This window comes from Methylobacterium sp. A49B, assembly GCF_053346215.1.
Genome location: NZ_JBKFBO010000082.1, coordinates 88,366 through 104,245, shown reverse-complemented (window position 1 = coordinate 104,245; position 15,880 = coordinate 88,366). Strand labels below are relative to the sequence as shown.

14 protein-coding genes are annotated in these 15,880 nt (G+C 69.9%); 9 read left to right on the top strand and 5 right to left on the bottom strand.

Features of this window, described 5'->3' with window-relative positions:
* The first annotated feature begins 86 nt into the window (after positions 1–86).
* The 3 genes from ACLBX9_RS10870 to ACLBX9_RS10860 all read left to right on the top strand — a co-directional run bounded on the left by ACLBX9_RS10870 (position 87) and on the right by ACLBX9_RS10860 (position 2,650).
* Positions 87–1,706, top strand: a complete 1,620-nt coding sequence (locus ACLBX9_RS10870; protein WP_447718942.1) for an ABC transporter substrate-binding protein — start codon at positions 87–89, stop codon at positions 1,704–1,706.
* Between the two features lie 99 nt (positions 1,707–1,805).
* On the top strand, positions 1,806–2,051 hold the full coding sequence (locus tag ACLBX9_RS10865) for a hypothetical protein (RefSeq protein WP_447718941.1): 246 nt from the start codon (positions 1,806–1,808) through the stop codon (positions 2,049–2,051).
* Positions 2,052–2,236: 185 nt separating this feature from the next.
* Positions 2,237–2,650, top strand: a complete 414-nt coding sequence (locus ACLBX9_RS10860; RefSeq protein ID WP_010683639.1) for a calcium-binding EF-hand-containing protein — start codon at positions 2,237–2,239, stop codon at positions 2,648–2,650.
* A 119-nt stretch (positions 2,651–2,769) separates the two neighbouring features.
* Here the strand turns inward: ACLBX9_RS10860 and pcaD are convergent, their stop codons facing one another.
* The gene (gene pcaD / locus ACLBX9_RS10855) at positions 2,770–3,570 is read right to left on the bottom strand and encodes a 3-oxoadipate enol-lactonase (protein ID WP_447718940.1); all 801 of its coding nucleotides are present in this window, start codon (positions 3,568–3,570) and stop codon (positions 2,770–2,772) included.
* A gap of 234 nt (positions 3,571–3,804) precedes the next feature.
* Between pcaD and ACLBX9_RS10850 the strand changes: the two genes are divergently transcribed.
* Complete coding sequence (locus ACLBX9_RS10850; protein WP_010683641.1) at positions 3,805–4,074, top strand: hypothetical protein; 270 nt, start codon at positions 3,805–3,807, stop codon at positions 4,072–4,074.
* Positions 4,075–4,096: 22 nt separating this feature from the next.
* Here ACLBX9_RS10850 and ACLBX9_RS10845 read toward each other — a convergent pair whose 3' ends face one another.
* Positions 4,097–4,477: a hypothetical protein gene (locus ACLBX9_RS10845; RefSeq protein WP_447718939.1), complete on the bottom strand. Its 381-nt coding sequence runs from the start codon at positions 4,475–4,477 to the stop codon at positions 4,097–4,099.
* A 100-nt stretch (positions 4,478–4,577) separates the two neighbouring features.
* Here ACLBX9_RS10845 and ACLBX9_RS10840 point away from each other — a divergent pair, with 100 nt between their 5' ends.
* Positions 4,578–5,006 carry a DUF1810 domain-containing protein gene (locus ACLBX9_RS10840; RefSeq protein ID WP_447718938.1) on the top strand — a complete coding sequence of 143 codons (429 nt, stop codon included), beginning with the start codon at positions 4,578–4,580 and terminating at the stop codon, positions 5,004–5,006.
* 329 nt (positions 5,007–5,335) lie between these two features.
* Here ACLBX9_RS10840 and ACLBX9_RS10835 read toward each other — a convergent pair whose 3' ends face one another.
* Together ACLBX9_RS10835 and ACLBX9_RS10830 are read right to left on the bottom strand one after the other, a co-directional pair.
* Entirely contained in the window at positions 5,336–7,831 is a 2,496-nt protein-coding gene (locus ACLBX9_RS10835) for a PBP1A family penicillin-binding protein (protein ID WP_447718937.1), read from the bottom strand.
* A 113-nt stretch (positions 7,832–7,944) separates the two neighbouring features.
* Positions 7,945–8,583, bottom strand: a complete 639-nt coding sequence (locus ACLBX9_RS10830) for an HdeD family acid-resistance protein (protein ID WP_010683645.1) — start codon at positions 8,581–8,583, stop codon at positions 7,945–7,947.
* Between the two features lie 194 nt (positions 8,584–8,777).
* Here ACLBX9_RS10830 and ACLBX9_RS10825 point away from each other — a divergent pair, with 194 nt between their 5' ends.
* Positions 8,778–10,040 carry an HlyD family secretion protein gene (locus tag ACLBX9_RS10825; RefSeq protein ID WP_447718936.1) on the top strand — a complete coding sequence of 421 codons (1,263 nt, stop codon included), beginning with the start codon at positions 8,778–8,780 and terminating at the stop codon, positions 10,038–10,040.
* A 5-nt stretch (positions 10,041–10,045) separates the two neighbouring features.
* Complete coding sequence (locus ACLBX9_RS10820; RefSeq protein ID WP_447718935.1) at positions 10,046–11,695, top strand: DHA2 family efflux MFS transporter permease subunit; 1,650 nt, start codon at positions 10,046–10,048, stop codon at positions 11,693–11,695.
* A gap of 189 nt (positions 11,696–11,884) precedes the next feature.
* On the opposite strand, the gene ACLBX9_RS10815 is transcribed toward ACLBX9_RS10820, so the two are convergent.
* Positions 11,885–13,168, bottom strand: a complete 1,284-nt coding sequence (locus ACLBX9_RS10815) for a transglycosylase SLT domain-containing protein (protein ID WP_010683648.1) — start codon at positions 13,166–13,168, stop codon at positions 11,885–11,887.
* Between the two features lie 336 nt (positions 13,169–13,504).
* On the opposite strand from ACLBX9_RS10815, the gene ACLBX9_RS10810 reads away from it, so the two are divergent.
* Complete coding sequence (locus tag ACLBX9_RS10810; RefSeq protein WP_010683649.1) at positions 13,505–14,695, top strand: inositol-3-phosphate synthase; 1,191 nt, start codon at positions 13,505–13,507, stop codon at positions 14,693–14,695.
* A gap of 222 nt (positions 14,696–14,917) precedes the next feature.
* Positions 14,918–15,847, top strand: a complete 930-nt coding sequence (locus ACLBX9_RS10805; protein WP_447718934.1) for a hypothetical protein — start codon at positions 14,918–14,920, stop codon at positions 15,845–15,847.
* Positions 15,848–15,880: the final 33 nt, after the last annotated feature.

The following is a 15,880-nucleotide window of genomic DNA, read 5'->3' as shown; positions in this document are numbered from 1 at the left end:
GGAGACGCGGCTCAGGGGGCGCCGCCGCGCGCCTGAGGGGCGTGCGCCGTTCCGTGCGGCGCATCCGCCTTCAGCCGAGAGACACGATGAACCCGATCAAGCCTACACGCCGATCCCTGGTGGCCGGGGGCGTCGCCCTGGCCGCGTTCGGGGCGGCGGGCCGGGCCCGCGCGCAGGGGGCGGTCCCCGGCAGCCTCACCTACGGCATCTCCATGACCGACCTGCCGCTCACCACCGGCCAGCCGGATCGGGGCGCCGGCGGTTACCAGTTCACGGGCCTGACCCTGTACGACCCGCTGGTGGCCTGGGAGCTCGATGTCGCCGACAGGCCGGGCAGGATGGTCCCCGGGCTTGCCACGTCGTGGGAGAGCGACCCGGCCGATCCCAAGGTGTGGACGTTCCATCTGCGCGAGGGCGTGGCCTTCCACGACGGCTCGGTCTTCGACGCCGACGCGGTGATCTGGAACTTCGACAAGGTGCTCAACAAGGAGGCGCCGCATTTCGACCAGCGGCAGGCCGCGCAGGTCCGCCCCCGCCTTCCGGGGGTGGCGAGCTACCGGAAGCTCGACGCGAAGACCGTCCAGGTGACGACCAAGACCCCGGACAGCCTGTTTCCCTACCAGATGCTGTGGTTCCTGATCTCCTCGCCCGCGCAGTACGAGAAGGTCGGGCGCGACTGGGCGAAGTTCGCCTTCGAGCCTTCGGGCACTGGGCCGTTCCGCATGGGCCAGCTGGTCCCGCGGGTGCGCCTCGAACTCCTGCCGAACGCCGGCTACTGGAACCCGAAGCGGGTGCCGAAGCTCGCCAAGCTGACGCTCACCTGCGTGCCCGAGGATCTCGCCCGGGTGAACGCGCTCCTGTCGGGCAACGTCGACCTGATCGAGGCGCCCGCGCCCGACGCGGTGCCGCGCCTGAAGGCCGCCGGCATGCGCGTCGTCGGCAACGACACGCCGCATGTCTGGAACTACCACCTGTCGATGCTGGAGGGCTCGCCCTGGCGGGACTTGCGCCTGCGCAAGGCCGCCAACCTCGCCATCGATCGCGCCGGCGTCGTGGAATTGATGGGCGGCCTCGCCCAGCCGGCGGTCGGACAGGTGCAGCAGTCGAGCCCGTGGTTCGGCAAGCCGAGCTTCCAGATCAAGACGGACGTCGATGCGGCCCGCAGGCTGGTGCAGGAGGCCGGCTACTCGGTCCAGAAGCCCGTGAAGGCCACCGTCCTCATCCCCACCGGCGGCACCGGGCAGATGCTGTCCCTGCCGATGAACGAGTACGTGCAGCAGAGCTGGGCCGAGATCGGCATCCAAGTCGAGTTCAAGACGGTCGAGCTGGAGGTGGCCTACACCGCCTGGCGCCAGGGGGCGGCGGATCCAAGCCTCAAGGGCGTCACGGCGGGCAACATCGCCTACGTCACGTCGGATCCGTTCTACGCGATCCTGCGCTTCTACGATTCGCGGCAGATCTCACCGAACGGCGTGAACTGGAGCCACTACCGCAACCCGGAGGTCGACGCCCTGTGCGACAAGGTCAAGGCGAGCCTCGATACGGATGAGCAGAACAGGCTGCTCGCGCGCATCCACGAGATTGTCGTGGACGATGCGGTACAGGTTTGGGTGGTGCATGACACCAATCCACACGCTCTGTCGCCCCGGGTGAAGGATTATGTTCAGGCTCAGCACTGGTTTCAGGACCTGGCGACGCTCGCCTGAACATCTCCGAAACATCGGATGCGGCGGCCAGGACGGGAGGCTGTCGGAACTATCCTTGAGGCGATCGGTTGGATCCCCCAACGTACGAAGGAGTGTTCCATGAAGACCCTGCTCGCCGGTGCCATCCTGGCCACCTCCGTCGCGACCGTGGTGCCCGCAGCCGCACAGCGCATCGACATCGGACCGAACGGACCAAGCGTGGATCTGCGCTCCCGCAGCCAGCGTGAGCGCGACTTCCGCCGCGAGGACTATCGCCGGGATCGCGCCTACGACGAGGACCGCTACTACCGGCGCCAGCGTTTCGAGGATGACCGACCCGTCGTCCGCCGCGGCTACGGATACTGATCCGATCTTCGGAGGATCATCCGAGGACTGCGCATACACAGGGGGGCCGGCATCCGCCGGCCCCTTTTTCTGTGCCCAATCGCGGACAGACATGGAACGCGACGCCACGGGATCAATTTCGCACTTGCAGCAAGGCTGGCCAGGGCCTAGGAAGATCGAGCATCAAGTTTCGGGAGCTTTTGGCAATGACCCTTCGTATCCTCAGTGGCTTCGCCGCGGCCGCCCTCGCCGTTTCCACCCTGGCGGTTCCGGCCGCGATGGCGAAGCCGACGGGCGGCGCGAGCGCCGTCAAGATGATCGACACCGACAACGACGGCACTGTGGACATGAAGGAAGTGGAGGCCGTGGCCTCGGCGACCTTCGATCGCCTCGAGAAGGATGCGGACGGCACCCTCGATGCCCGCGAGCTGAAGGGCCGTCTGAGCGCGGCCGGCGTGAAGCAGGCCGATCCGGACAGCGACGGTACCCTCGACAAGAAGGAGTACCTCGCGGCGGTCGGCGAGCGCTTCAAGCTGGCCGATCCGGATGGCGACGGCACCCTGGATGCCAAGGAGCTGAACTCGAAGGCCGGCAAGGCGCTCCTCGCCCTCATCAAGTAAGATCGCGCGGCATCCGCTCAGGATCGTTGTCGCGATCGAGGCCCCCGTGGATCCGTCCACGGGGGCCTCGTCGTTTGAAGGCGGCGGACGCGCCCCGCGATGGCCGGCCCTCAGGTCCTTCAGCCGCCGCGTCCGCCGTTCCGCCCGAGGAAGGCGCAGAGATAGCTGCCGGCGGCCGCGGCACGCTCCACGGCCAGCAGATGGGCCGCGCGCGGCAGCACGACGAGTTCGGCCTGGGTGATCCCAGCACAGATCTCCTCGGCCATCGCCGGGGGCGTAGAAGGATCATCGCGCCCGGCCATCACCAGGGTGGGCGCCGTGATCGCCGGGAGGGCGGGCCGCAGGTCCATGCGCCCGATCGCGCCGCAGCAGACCGCGTAGCCGGCCGGGTCACAGGCGAGGAAGCGGTCGCGAATCGCCTGGACGGCCTCGGGCGCGCGGCGGGCGAAATCCGGGGTGAACCAGCGCCCAAGCGTCGCCTCGACAACCGCGCCGGTACCGCCGGTCCGGACGGTCTCGGCGCGCTCGTTCCAGGACTGCGCGCTCGGCAGATGGGCGGCCGTGGCCATCAGGGTGGCGCTGAGCGGCCGCCCGGGATCGGCGCTCGCGAGCGCCTGCACGGTCATGCCGCCGAGCGACAGTCCCACCAGATGGGCGCGCGCGATCCCGAGGGCGTCGAGCAGCGCCGAGAGATCTCCGGCCAGATCGGCGATCTCCGTGGGCGCGTCGCGGGTCTGCGTGCCGCCATGGCCGCGGGTATCGTAGCGCAGCGTCCGGAACCGCCCGCCCAGTGCCGGCAGCAGCGGATCCCACATCTCCAGCGTAGCGCCGAGGGAATTCGAGAACGCGACGACCGGTGCATCCTCCGGTCCTTCGAGGATGTAGCGGAACTTGAGTCCGGCGATGGCGATCTGCGGCATGCGAAATCCTGTGTCGGGTCCGGACCGGCGCCTCGCGCCGGGACGAAGCCGGTTCCGTCCAGATAGGCGTCGCACCGGCGTGTCGAGGCTCCGTCCCAACGTTCCGCGCATGGACCTCACGATCGTGCGATCGGCCCGGTATGCGCGCGGGCGGACCTTCGCCGTCAACATGTGTCAGTGCGGCAGCGCGCGAATCCCCCGACAAGGCTCTTCAATCGCGGAAGGGAGCGAGGGATGCACGAGCCACCCGGTCGAGAGCCGGCGATCCGCCCGGCGGACTTCTGGGACACGGTTGCCGGGCTAGTCACCGCGAAGGTCGAGCCGGTGATCGGACGGGGTGAGAAGGTGCGCAGCCCCGTCATCGACTACCTGCGGGACCTGGAGTCCCTGGCGCGGCGCCAGTGCAGCAGCCGCGAGACGGTCCAGATCATCGCCTCCGGCCGGCGGCTGCTCGGGGACCGCAGCGAGATCGGCCCGCTCGACGGGCCCTTCGCGCAGAGCTGAGCGCGCCGGGCTCGCGCCCGTGTCAGACCGAGCCGCGCCGCGACGGTGCCGTCGCGGCGCGGGCGATCCGTGACCGGATCAGGAAGATCGCCGCCGCGACAGCCCAGGCCGTGCAGGTCGGCGCGACCCATTGCTCCAGGTTCGGGATCGACCAGCCGTACAGGAACTCGGCGCCGAGATGCGCCTGAACCGCGTCCCAGCCGGCATGTTTGATGTCGTGCTCGCGCTGCCCGGCTTCGCGGCCGTAATAGTAGGTCGAGACCAGGAGCGCGGCGGTGACTTCCGGTCGGGGGCCGCGCAGCGCGATCATGACGGTCGCCACGCCGGCGGTCTCGAGGATCGCCGTCAGCGCGTGGCTCGTCGCCGGGTTCGCGACCATGAAGGCGACGAGGGATCCGAACATGCACCCGCGCATATACGAACCCGGCCGGCGGATCAGCGGCAAAGTGCGGCCCGAATGGCCGTCGCAGCGTTGACGCTTCGCCGCATCGAGGAGTCCGTCGATGGGAGACGTGTACGATCTCAGCCGCTTCATCGCCGCACAGGAGGGCGTCTTTCCGCGCGCCCTCGCCGAGCTGCAGGCCGGGGAGAAGCGCAGCCACTGGATGTGGTTCATCTTCCCGCAGATCGCCGGCCTGGGTTCCAGCCCGATGGCGCGGCTCTACGCCATCGCGTCGCTGGACGAGGCGAGGGCCTATCTCGGCCATCCGATGCTGGGCCCGCGTCTGCGCGCCTGCACGGACGCGGTGAACGCGGTGTCCGGGCGCTCCGTCCACGCGATCTTCGGCGCGCCCGACGACATGAAGTTCCGCTCCAGCATGACGCTGTTCAATGCCGCGGCCCCCGACGAGCCGTCCTTCGCCGCGGCGCTGGCGCAGTATTTTGCCGGCTCGCCCGATCCGCTGACCCTTCGCAAGCTCGGCCCGGACTGAGGGAAAGGCCGTCATTCCGGGGCGCCGCAGGCGAGCCCGGAAGCCAAAGTCGCCGAAACTGCAAGGTCTTGGCAAGATCTTGGCAAGGTCCTGAGCGGTCGGCGGTTATGGATCCCGGGCTCCGCTGCGCGGCCCCGGGATGACAGGCTGATGCGGCTCGAGGAAGGGGAGCCCGAAGGAAATAAAGCGAGGGCCGCACGCGCTTTCGCGACGGCAATTCCACAGCTTCTGACGTTGAGGTATCCCGAAGAGGGTTGCGTTTCATAGGTCCGGGTTTGCGAAGCCGGTGGTCGCCGCATCATGCCCGACCGAACGTTTCGACACGGCCCCTACCGACCCCAGAGACCGACGCGCTCGGCGCGCGCCTGCTCCTCGGCGCCGAGCAGGTCCGGCGGCGCGTCCTCCGAGGCGCGCGCGCCGCCGGCCGCCAGGATCAGCGCGGCGAGGTCGTCGCCCTCGATCCGGCAGCGCGCCGTCGCGCTGTCCGACACGCCGGTGCAGACCACTTCGCGCCGCCGCAGGTAGCTCGCGAGCTGGCGGGCGAGGTGGCCGCGCTCGCCCTCGACGCCGAGGAGCCGGACCGGTCGGCCGCGCAGGTTCAGCGTCCCGGTGTCGATCACCTCGGGCACGCCCCGGATCTCCCCGGCCGGCGCGGGGCTGGCCGCGGAGGCCGCCGCCCGGGCCGGCTCGGCCCGCTCCGCCGAGGGGCGCGGCTTGCCCTTGGCGAGCTTGTCCGCGGCCCGCTGGACGAAGTCGTGGAAGATCCCCGCCGGCATCTCGCCGCCGAACATCCGGTTCATCGGGCTGTCGTCGTCGTTGCCGACCCAGACGCCGACCACGAGGTCGGGCGTCATGCCGACGAACCACGCGTCCCGAAAATCCTGGCTCGTGCCGGTCTTGCCGCCGATGATCTGGCCCGGCACCCGCGCGGCCCGGCCCGTGCCGGACTCCACCACCGCCTGGAGCGAGTCGAGCATCATCGTGCGCGGCTCCTGGGCGAGCGTCGCGCCGGCTGACGGGTCGGCGTGAACGTAGAGCGGCTGCGGAGTCCCGCCGCGGATGGCGTGGATCGCGAAGGCCTCGAGCGGCGTGCGGCCGGACAGGACCGAACCGTAGGCCCGGGTCATCTCCAGCAGGCTCACGGCGCCCGATCCCAGGACGAGGCTCGGCACGTTCGGGAGGTCCGACTGGATCCCGAGCTTGCGCGCGGTGGCGATCACCGCCGGGATGCCGACCTCCTGGCCGAGCTCGGCCGCCACCGTGTTGATGGACAGCGCGAAGGCGGTCCGGAGCGGTACCGACCCGCGATAGCGCCCGTCGTCGTTCTCCGGCTCCCAGTCGCCGATCTTCACCGGGCGGTCGACCACCACCGAGTCGGGCGTGTAGCCCTGCTCGTAGGCTGTCAGGTAGACGAGGAGCTTGAACAGGGAGCCGGGCTGGCGCTTGGCCTGGACCGCCCGGTTGAACTGGCTGTCCTCGTAGTCGCGCCCGCCCACCATCGCGAGGATCGCGCCGTCCTTTGACAGCACCACCATGGCGGCCTGGCCGACCTTGCGGCGCGTGCCGTCCTTGTCGAGGCGGCGGCCGACCACGCCCTCGGCCAGGCTCTGGAGGTCGAGGTTGAGGGTCGACCGGACCGTGATGTCGCCGTCCTTGCCGGCCAGCCGCTTCACGTCGCCGGCGATCATGTCGAGGAAGTAGTTGGTGCCTGGGGGCGCCTCGGGCGGCGTCTTGAGCGTGACGCTCTGCTTGCGGGCCGCATCGGCCTCGGCGGGGGTGATCGCCCCGGATTCCACCATCGCCTGGAGCACCACGTCGGCCCGCTCTTTCGCGCCGCCGAGGTTGCGGGTCGGGGCGAGCTGCGAGGGCGCGCGCACCAGCCCGGCCAGCATGGCCGATTCCGGGAGGTTCAGCGCCTTGGCGGGCTTGCCGAAGTAGCGCCGGGCCGCCGCGTCCGCCCCGTAGGCGCCGGCGCCGAAATAGGCGGTGTCTAGGTAGCCGAGCAGGATCTCGTCCTTGCTCATCGTCGCCTCGACGCGCAACGCCAGGAACGCCTCCTGCACCTTGCGCCAGAGCGTCTTCTCCTGGTTGAGGGAGGTCAGCCGCGCATATTGCTGCGTGATCGTCGACCCGCCCTCGCGAACGCCGCCGCCCGTGGCGTTGCGCCACGCGGCCCGCGCCAGCCCGCGCAGATCGATCCCCCAGTGGCTGTAGAAGCGCCGGTCCTCGATCGCCACGATCGCCTGGGCGAGGTGCGGCGGCAGGTCTGCGGCGGTGAGTTTCTGGCCGCGGAACGTGCCGCGGGTGGCGAAGACCCGCCCGTCGTCGGCCTCGACGGTGATCGCCCGCTGGCCTGTCTCGACCACGGCGCCGCCGAGCGGCGGCAGCGTCAGGAGAGCGGCGAGCAGGTAGAGCGCCAGGGCCACGGCGGGGGCCAGGACTGCGATGGCTGCAATCAGGAGGAGCGGTCGCCCGCGCAGACGCCGTGCGGCCGCGGGCAGCTCGCGACCGGCCGGCCGGGCCGTGCGAGACGCGGTGGGGGATACCGGCGGAGGCGCCGATGAATGCGCCGGCCCGGCGTCTGGCTCTGGCCGGGCGCGCACCCGCGCCATCAGGGTGCCGGACCGCGCGACGACACTGCGCCCGAGTCGCGCGAGGCCGAGGCCGGACGCGGCGATCAGAACCCACAGATGGCGGAAGAAGTCGAGCGCAGCCCGCCGGGCTTCCCGGGCCGCTAGGCGCGGGTCCGGAGCGGCGGGCCCGGATCCCGGATCTGACGATGTCGGCTCGGCGGCCGGGGCGCGTTCCGGCGCGTCGGGCTTCATCGCGTTGCAGCTTCCGGGACCGGATCGACCGGTCGACGGCGTGTCTTAAGCCTCATCCAGGCTCCTGTCCCGTGCTCCCGGCGACGAAACGCGCCGGCGCGGATCGCGCCGGATCACCGCGCGACCGGCGGGCTCGCCGCGCCGTGCCGGCTCCGCAGCTTGAACGCGAGGATCAGCAGGAGCACGCCGAACGCGAAGGTGTAGGAGCCGATCCACCACGTCAGCACCAGGGCCGACATGCCTGGATTGATGAGGAGCGCGGCCCCGAACAGGATCGAGACGAGCCCGCCGAGGACGAGCCACCAGCGTCCGTAATGCAGGTGCAGACGGAACGCCGCGGCGATCATCAGGCCACCGGTCACCAGCGCCCAGGTGGCCAGCAGCAGCACGAACGCCCAGACGGCCGCCGCCGGCACCAGCACGGCGGCGATGCCGACGATGATGTCGACGATGCCTTCCACGAGGAGGAAGCCCCAGCGCTCGTGCCGCTGGGCTGCCCGGACGGCGCCGACGATCGCGAAGACACCGTCGGCCAGCATGTAGGCCGCGAAGAAGAGCACCAGGGACAGGACGAAGGCGCCCGGCGCCACGAAGGCGATGGCACCGAACAGGATGGCGATGACGCCGCGCAGGGCGACGAGCCACCAGTTGCGGGCGAGGACCGCGCTCATGGCATCGAGACGCGCGGTGCCCACGAGCGGGACGCCGGAGGGTGAGGTGGCGGTCGGACCTGGGTTCGGGCTGCTGGTCATGGCTGAACTCCAAAACCTGATGGCCGTGAACGGCAAAGGTTCCGCCGCAGAACGCCGCACTGTGGCAACCGTTCCTCCGTCCAGTTCTTCAACTCGGGAACCTTGGGCCGGCGCCCGACTTTTGAAGGTCGAGGCGGGCGATGTGCAGCGCCCGGTCACCGTTAGGTGGCCGGCCCATCGGGCGACAATTTCCCATGTTTGACGAACAGCGGCAGGCCCCCGAGGCGGAGGCGCGTGCCCGGCCGGCCGATGGCCGGAGCGGCGCGGTCGACCGGGATGTCCTGGACCTCGGCAGGGAGATGCCGGCCCGGGACCGCGAGGCTGCCCGAAAGCCGGGGGGCGACGAAGCCGAGCCCGACGAGGATCAGGACGGTCAGGCCGACGAGGCGGGCGAGGAGGACGAGGACGAGCAATCCGACACGCGGCGCCCGAACATCCTGCGGCGCCACCCGTTCATGTTCCTGCTGTGCGGCCTCGCCGTGCTGGCCCTGTGTGTCGGGATCTTCTTTTACTGGCTCCTGTACATGCATCCGTACGAGAGCACCGACGATGCGTTCGTCGACGCGCGCAGCATCGCGATCCAGCCGAAGGTGGGCGGCTACCTGGTCGACGTGCCGGTCACCGACAACCAGCACGTCGAGGCCGGTCAGGTGCTGTTCCAGATCGATCAGCGGGATTACACCATCGCCCTCGAGCAGGCGAAGGCGCAGGTCCAGGCGGACGAGGCCGCGATCAAGAACATCGACGCGCAGATCCAGGCTCAGAACGCCAACATCGACGTGTCGAAGGCGCAGGTCGCCACTGCCGAGGCGGCGCTGAAATTCGCCCAGGAGGATGCGGCCCGCTACAAGGACCTCGCCGAGCGCGGCTCCGGCTCGATCCAGCAGTCGCAATCGGCGACCTCGACCCTGCAGCAGCGGCAGGCTGCGCTGCAGAGCGCCAATGCCAGCGTGGTCGCCGCACAGAAGCAGATCGGTTCGCTTCAGGCGCAGAAGGCCTCCACCGAGGCGCAGATCGCCCGCGACCGGGCGCAGGTCGAGCAGGCTGAGCTGAACCTCGGCTACACGACGGTCCGGTCGGTGCAGCCCGGCCGGGTCGTCCGGCTCACCGGCGGCATCGGCCAGCTCGCCCAGGCCGGGCAGAGCCTGTCGATGTTCGTGCCCGACGACATCTGGGTAACCGCCAACTTCAAGGAGACGCAGATCACCGATATGCGTCCCAACCAACCCGTCGATATCGAGATCGACGCCTATCCGGGCCGCAAGATCCACGGCACCGTCGCCTCCGTGCAGCCGGGCTCCGGCACCGCCTTCAGCCTGCTGCCGGCCCAGAACGCCACCGGCAACTACGTGAAGGTGACGCAGCGCATCCCGGTTAAGATCGTCGTCAACGACTGGCCGCAGGACGTCTCGATCGGCCCCGGCATGTCGATCGTCCCCACCGTCACGGTACGGTGAGCGCCATGGCCGGCGGAGCTGGCGCGGCCGCACCCGGGCGCAAGCCGAATTCCGGCAAGCGGCGGACGGGCAAGAGTGCCTCCGGCAAGGCGCCGGGCGGGCACAATCCCTGGCTGATCGCCGGCGTGGTTGCGCTGGCGACCTTCATGGAGGTGCTCGACACCACCATCGCCAACGTGGCGCTGCGCTACATCTCGGGCGGCCTCGCGGTCGGTCCCGACGAGGCGGCCTGGGTGGTGACGAGCTACCTCGTGGCCAACGCGATCACGCTGACGGCCTCGAGCTTCCTGGCCAAGCGCTACGGGCGCAAGGCCTTCTTCATGTGGTCGGTGGGCCTGTTCACGATCTCCTCGATCCTGTGCGGCTTCGCCTGGAGCCTCGAATCGCTCCTGTTGTTCCGGGTGCTGCAGGGGCTCGGCGGCGGCGGCATGGCGCCGCTAGCGCAGTCGATCCTGGCCGATTCCTTCCCGCCGGCGAAGCGCGGCCAGGCCTTCGCGCTCTACGGCGTCGCCATCGTGGTCGCGCCGGTGATCGGCCCGACGCTGGGCGGCTGGCTCTCCGACAACGCCTCCTGGCACTGGTGCTTCCTGATCAACGGGCCCGTCGGCGTGATCGCGCTGGGCCTGATGTACTGGCTGATCGAGGACAGCGAGGCGGCCAAGAGGGAGCGCCGCGCGCTGGTCCGCAAGGGCATCCGCTTCGACATCGTCGGCTTCGTGCTGGTCGCCCTGTTCCTCGGCTCGCTGGAGGTGATCCTCGACGAGGGCCAGCGGAAGGACTGGTTCGGCACCTCGACGCTGATGAACGTGTCCGGCGTGCTGATGATCATCTCGTTCGCGGCCATGATCCCGTGGCTCCTGAACACGAAGAACCCGGCGGTCGACCTGCGGCTCATCGGCACCCGCCAATTTGGGTCCTGCTTCGTCGTCATGATGTTCACCGGCGCGATCCTGATCTCGACTACGCAGTTCATTCCGCAGATCACGCAGGAATATTACGGCTACACCGCCACCCTGTCGGGCCTCGTGCTCGGCCCCGGCGGCATCGTCACGGTGGTGATGATGTTCCTGACCGGCCGGGTGTCGGCCTACGTGCAGCCGAAATGGCTGATCGCCACCGGCATGACCATCGTGGCGCTCGGCATGTACGACCTGACGCGGATCGACGGGAGCACCACCTTCTCGTTCTTCGCGTGGTCGCGCGTCTGGATCGGCATCGGCTTGCCGATGGTGTTCCTGTCGATCACCTCGGCCTCCTACGAGGGGATCCGCAAGGACCAGACCGACCAGGCCTCCGCGCTGATCAACGTCGCCCGCAACGTCGGCGGTTCGATGGGCGTCTCGCTGGCGCAGAACATCCTGGCCTACCGCAGCCAGTTCCATCAGAGCCGGCTGGTGGAGAGCGTCAACCCGGCGGCGCCCGCCTACCAAGAGACCATGCGGCAGGCCACGCAGTACTTCTCCGAGCACGGCTACGCGGGCGTCGAGGCCCAGAACCAGGCCACCGCGTGGATCGGCAGCGTGCTGAGCACCCAGGTGGCCTACTGGGCCTATATCGACGTGTTCTGGGTACTCGGCCTCGTCGCCGCCTGCGCGGTCCCGATCGCGCTGAGCCTGAAGAGCGTGAAGCTCGGCGGAGCGCCGGCCGGGCATTGAGGCGCCGGTTCCGGCTGTCTGTCCTTCCTGCGAGCTCGCGGATCCACACGTCTCACACCGCGCCAACGGGAGCCGCGAAGAAAGCCCCTCTTCCCGCGCGCGGGAAAAGGGGGAACGTCGCGTGTCTCAAACCCTGACGTGTGAACCCGCTAGCGCCCGCTGGAGGAGGCCCTGCGCGTCACGCGGCACTCACACACCGTCCGGCGGCAGCGCCTCGGTCACCTCGACGCGGCGATTGCCGGCAGCGGAGGGCGTCTCTTCGCTCGTGGCGACGTCGGCCTGAGCCGGCGCCTTGTCGAGGGCCTCCGCCACCGCCGACACGCCCTGGTAGCGGTTCAGGCGCCGGTCGATCATGCCGTCGATCCGTCCGTGCAGTTCCGCCACGGTGAGGCTGCGGCGCTTGCCACCCGCCTTCTCGGTGAACAGGCTACGGTTGGCCCGGGCGGCGCTGCGGAACTCGCGCCCCGCGACCTCGTCGGGCTTCTCGGAGGAGAGCGACAGGAAGCGCCCGGCGCTGGCGGTACCGAGGAAGTGGGCGAGGTAGAGCTCGGTCGTGGTCAGCGCCCGGCCGACGCGGGCCTCGATGCGCTCGCGGTCGCGCTTGATCAGCTCGGCCGCCATCAGGGCGGCCACGCGCGGGTCGTTGCGCAGGCCGAGCACCCGGGTGCGCATGTTGCCGGCGACGGTGATCGCGGAGCCCCGGCCCTTCACGGCGGCGGCCTCGTCGGCGAGCCCGTAGCGGGCGCCGTAATCGCGGATCATCTCCAGCCACGTCCGGGCCACGAACTGGAACAGGCCCTGCGCCGAGGAGGTCGCGGCCTTCGCGTCCGTGTCGAAGCTCGATTCCTTGTCGGCCAGCGCCATCATGTAGACGGGATCGACGCCGGCCTCGTCGGAGGCCTTCACGATCGTGTCGACGACCTTGCGGGGGACGCTGCGCTCGCCGAAGCGCACGGCGGCCTCGCCCTGCTCCTCCGTGACGCGCGGCAGGGTCGCGAGATCCTCTTGAATCAGCGCCGTGGTGGCCGGCTCCTGCTCCGGAACGGGCAGGCCGTTCCAGTCGGATGCGGCCGACGCGGTCTCGGCCGGCGTCTCCTCGGCGGGGGCTTGATCGAGCGTCGACCGGAGCGACAGTCCCTCAGCCGAAGTGTCGGCCGTGGTCCAGGCCTCGGCGGCCAGCGCCTGGGCGGCGCGCGGGCTGGTGTCGACCCGATCGTGGGCCTGCGCGGCGGGCGCGAAGTAGGCGGGCGCGAAGGCCGCCTGCGGCAGGCCAAACCCGGCGACGAGGCCCAGCGCCAGCGTTCCCGGAAGGCGCCGGATCCCGCTCCGGCCTGTGCGGCGACGTGACCGGCGCTCCGTCTTGCGCCCGGCCCGCGGCAGCCACGCCACGGCTTCATCCTCGAAATGGCTCGCGTTCGGCACGAGTCGGCTCACGTCGTCGGCGCGACGCGCCGGCTCCGGGATAACCCCCATCACTGGTCCTCTTCAGATTGGTCCTTGTGTCGGCCCGGCGTCTGGCGTCCGGGTTCCTTGAAGCGGCGGCCGTATCGGCGCCGGCCGTGACCAGAATGGGACGGCGCCGTGATCCAAGCGTGGCACGGTAAGCGGAGGATTAACCCTGCCCCTTAAGGCCGCGTTAACGCCGCGATCCGGTCACGCCCGGTGCAACGGAGGCGCAAAGTTGTCGCATTCGGCTTGGAACGCCGCACCGCCGAGCCAGTTAGGTACGGCCCGGGGGGGCAGACCTTTTGGTCTCAGGACACCACCCGTCAGACGCCACCCGCGTCCCCACAAGGACACCAATTTCCGATGAGCATGCAGTCCGGTCGCCGCGTCGGTGTCGCGTTCGTTGGCATGGGTGGCGCCGTCGCCACCACCGCCATCGCCGGCATCGAGATGATCAAATCCGGCTCGAACCGGCTCGACGGGCTGCCGCTCGCCGGCCTCTCCGTGGCGGGCATGGCCGACTACAAGGATCTCGTCTTCGGCGGATGGGACCTCAACGGGGACGATCTCGCCTCGGCCGCCAGTGGCCACGGGGTGCTTTCGAAGGACGACATCGAGAACGGCGCCCAGGTCCTGAAGGGCATCACCCCCTGGCCGGCGGTCGGCAGCGCCAAGTTCTGCAAGAACATCGACGGCCAGAACCGCATCGTCGCCAAGGACCATCGCGAGGCGGTCTCGGTGATCGCCAACGATCTCCGCCGCTTCCAGAAGGAGAGCAACCTCGACGACGTGGTCGTGGTGAACCTCGCCTCCACCGAGCGCTGGCCCGACCTCAACGATCCGACCCTGAACTCCACGGCCGCCTTCGAGAAGGGCCTGGACTCGAGCGACGAGGCGATCTCGCCGGCCATGCTCTACGCCTACGCGGCGATCAAGAGCGGCATCCCCTACGCCAACTTCACCCCGAGCGTGGCGGCGGACGTCCCGGCGCTCCTCGACCTCGCCAAGGAGCTGAACGTGCCGGTCGCCGGCAAGGACGGCAAGACCGGCCAGACCATGATGAAGACCGTGCTGGCCCCCGCCTTCAAGGCGCGCGCGCTGCATGTTGACGGCTGGTTCTCGACCAACATCCTCGGCAACCGCGACGGTCTGGCCCTGAACGACCCGAACTCGCTCCAGTCGAAGCTCAACACCAAGGGTACGGTGCTCGACTCGATCCTCGGCTACCCGGTCGAGGACCACCTCGTGCACATCCACTATTACCGGCCGCGCGGTGACGACAAGGAAGCCTGGGACAACATCGACGTCACCGGCTTCATGGGTCAGCGCATGCAGGTGAAGGTGAACTTCCTCTGCAAGGACTCGATCCTGGCCGCCCCGCTGGTGATCGAGATCGCCCGCGTCCTCGACCTCGCCAACAAGCGCGGCGATGGCGGCGTCCAGGAGCAGCTCTCGACCTTCTTCAAGGCCCCGATGGTGAAGAACGGGCACGGCCCGGAGCACGCCTTCGGCAAGCAGGAGCAGATGCTGCGCGACTGGCTGGGCGTGCACTGAACGAAGGCTGAGGTCTCAGCACTGCACGAACTCTCCTCGCCCTTGCGGGGAGGAGTTGGAGGTGGGGGTGGTTCAGGACCAGGCGGAACGGTGCCTTCTGCACCACCCCCACCCCTGACCCCTCCCCGCAAGGGGGGAGGGGATCCGCGTGCGCATGCCCCAAGGTCGGCGGTTCTGCATGTGGTCCCCGTCCGAACCGCGACTGACTGCCTGAAAGAAACGATGCTCAGCGAGAACCACCCGTCGCAATCCGGTGCCGCCGCGCCCGAGGCGTTGCGCGACCTGCTGGTCGAGATGAACGACCTCAAGCGCGTCCGCTCGGCCGGCCGTCAGGGCTCGATCGCCGAGCGGCTGTTCGCGCAGGGCTGGAGCCTGCTGACCGGCGGTGCATCGTCCGACGACGTTGCCCTCGACATCACCGCCGTGACGCTGGCGGCGACCCGCCTCTGCGACCTCGACGCGGCCTTCCTGACAGCCGCCGGCCTGTCGGAGGAAGCGGCGTCCGCCGTGCTGGTGGCAGGCTTCGACGCCGTCACCGGCGACCTCGATCCGGATCTCCGGACGCGGCTGCGCGCGCGGCTGGCACCGCGGCCTCTGGGCCAGCCCGGCCCGCTTCCGAGCTTCGTCGGCGCCCTGGCGCAGCAGCCGCGGGCGGGCGTGACCTGCCCGGGCCGCGCCCGGATCCTGCTGGAGCCGCCGGAGAACCACGCCGAGCACTGCCTCATCGTGGCGGTCTACGGCGTCTGCCTCAGCCCGTTCTACCGGGCCGATCCCGGCGCCGTGTTCCTGGCCGCGATGGCCCATCATTTCCACAACGCCGCGATGCCGGATGCCGGCTTCACCGGAGAGATGCTGCTCGGCGACCATCTCGGACCGATCATGGCAACCACCACGGCCTGGGCACTGGCCGAACTCGCCGAGCCCCTGAAGGCCCAGGTCGAGCGCGCCCGCGCGATCCTGCCGGACGACGCCACCGCGGAGGGCCGCGCCTTCCACGCGGCGGATTGCATCGACCGGGTCCTGCAGATCGCCCAGCATCTGCGCGGGGCCTCGACCACGATGGGGATGGTGCTCGACGAGTGGGAACTGGTCCATGCCGGCCCGGTGAAGGGTTTCCACGATCGTGTCCTCGCCGACATGCGCATCCCTTGATCGCCGAACCCGGCCGCCCATCTGCCCCGGCGG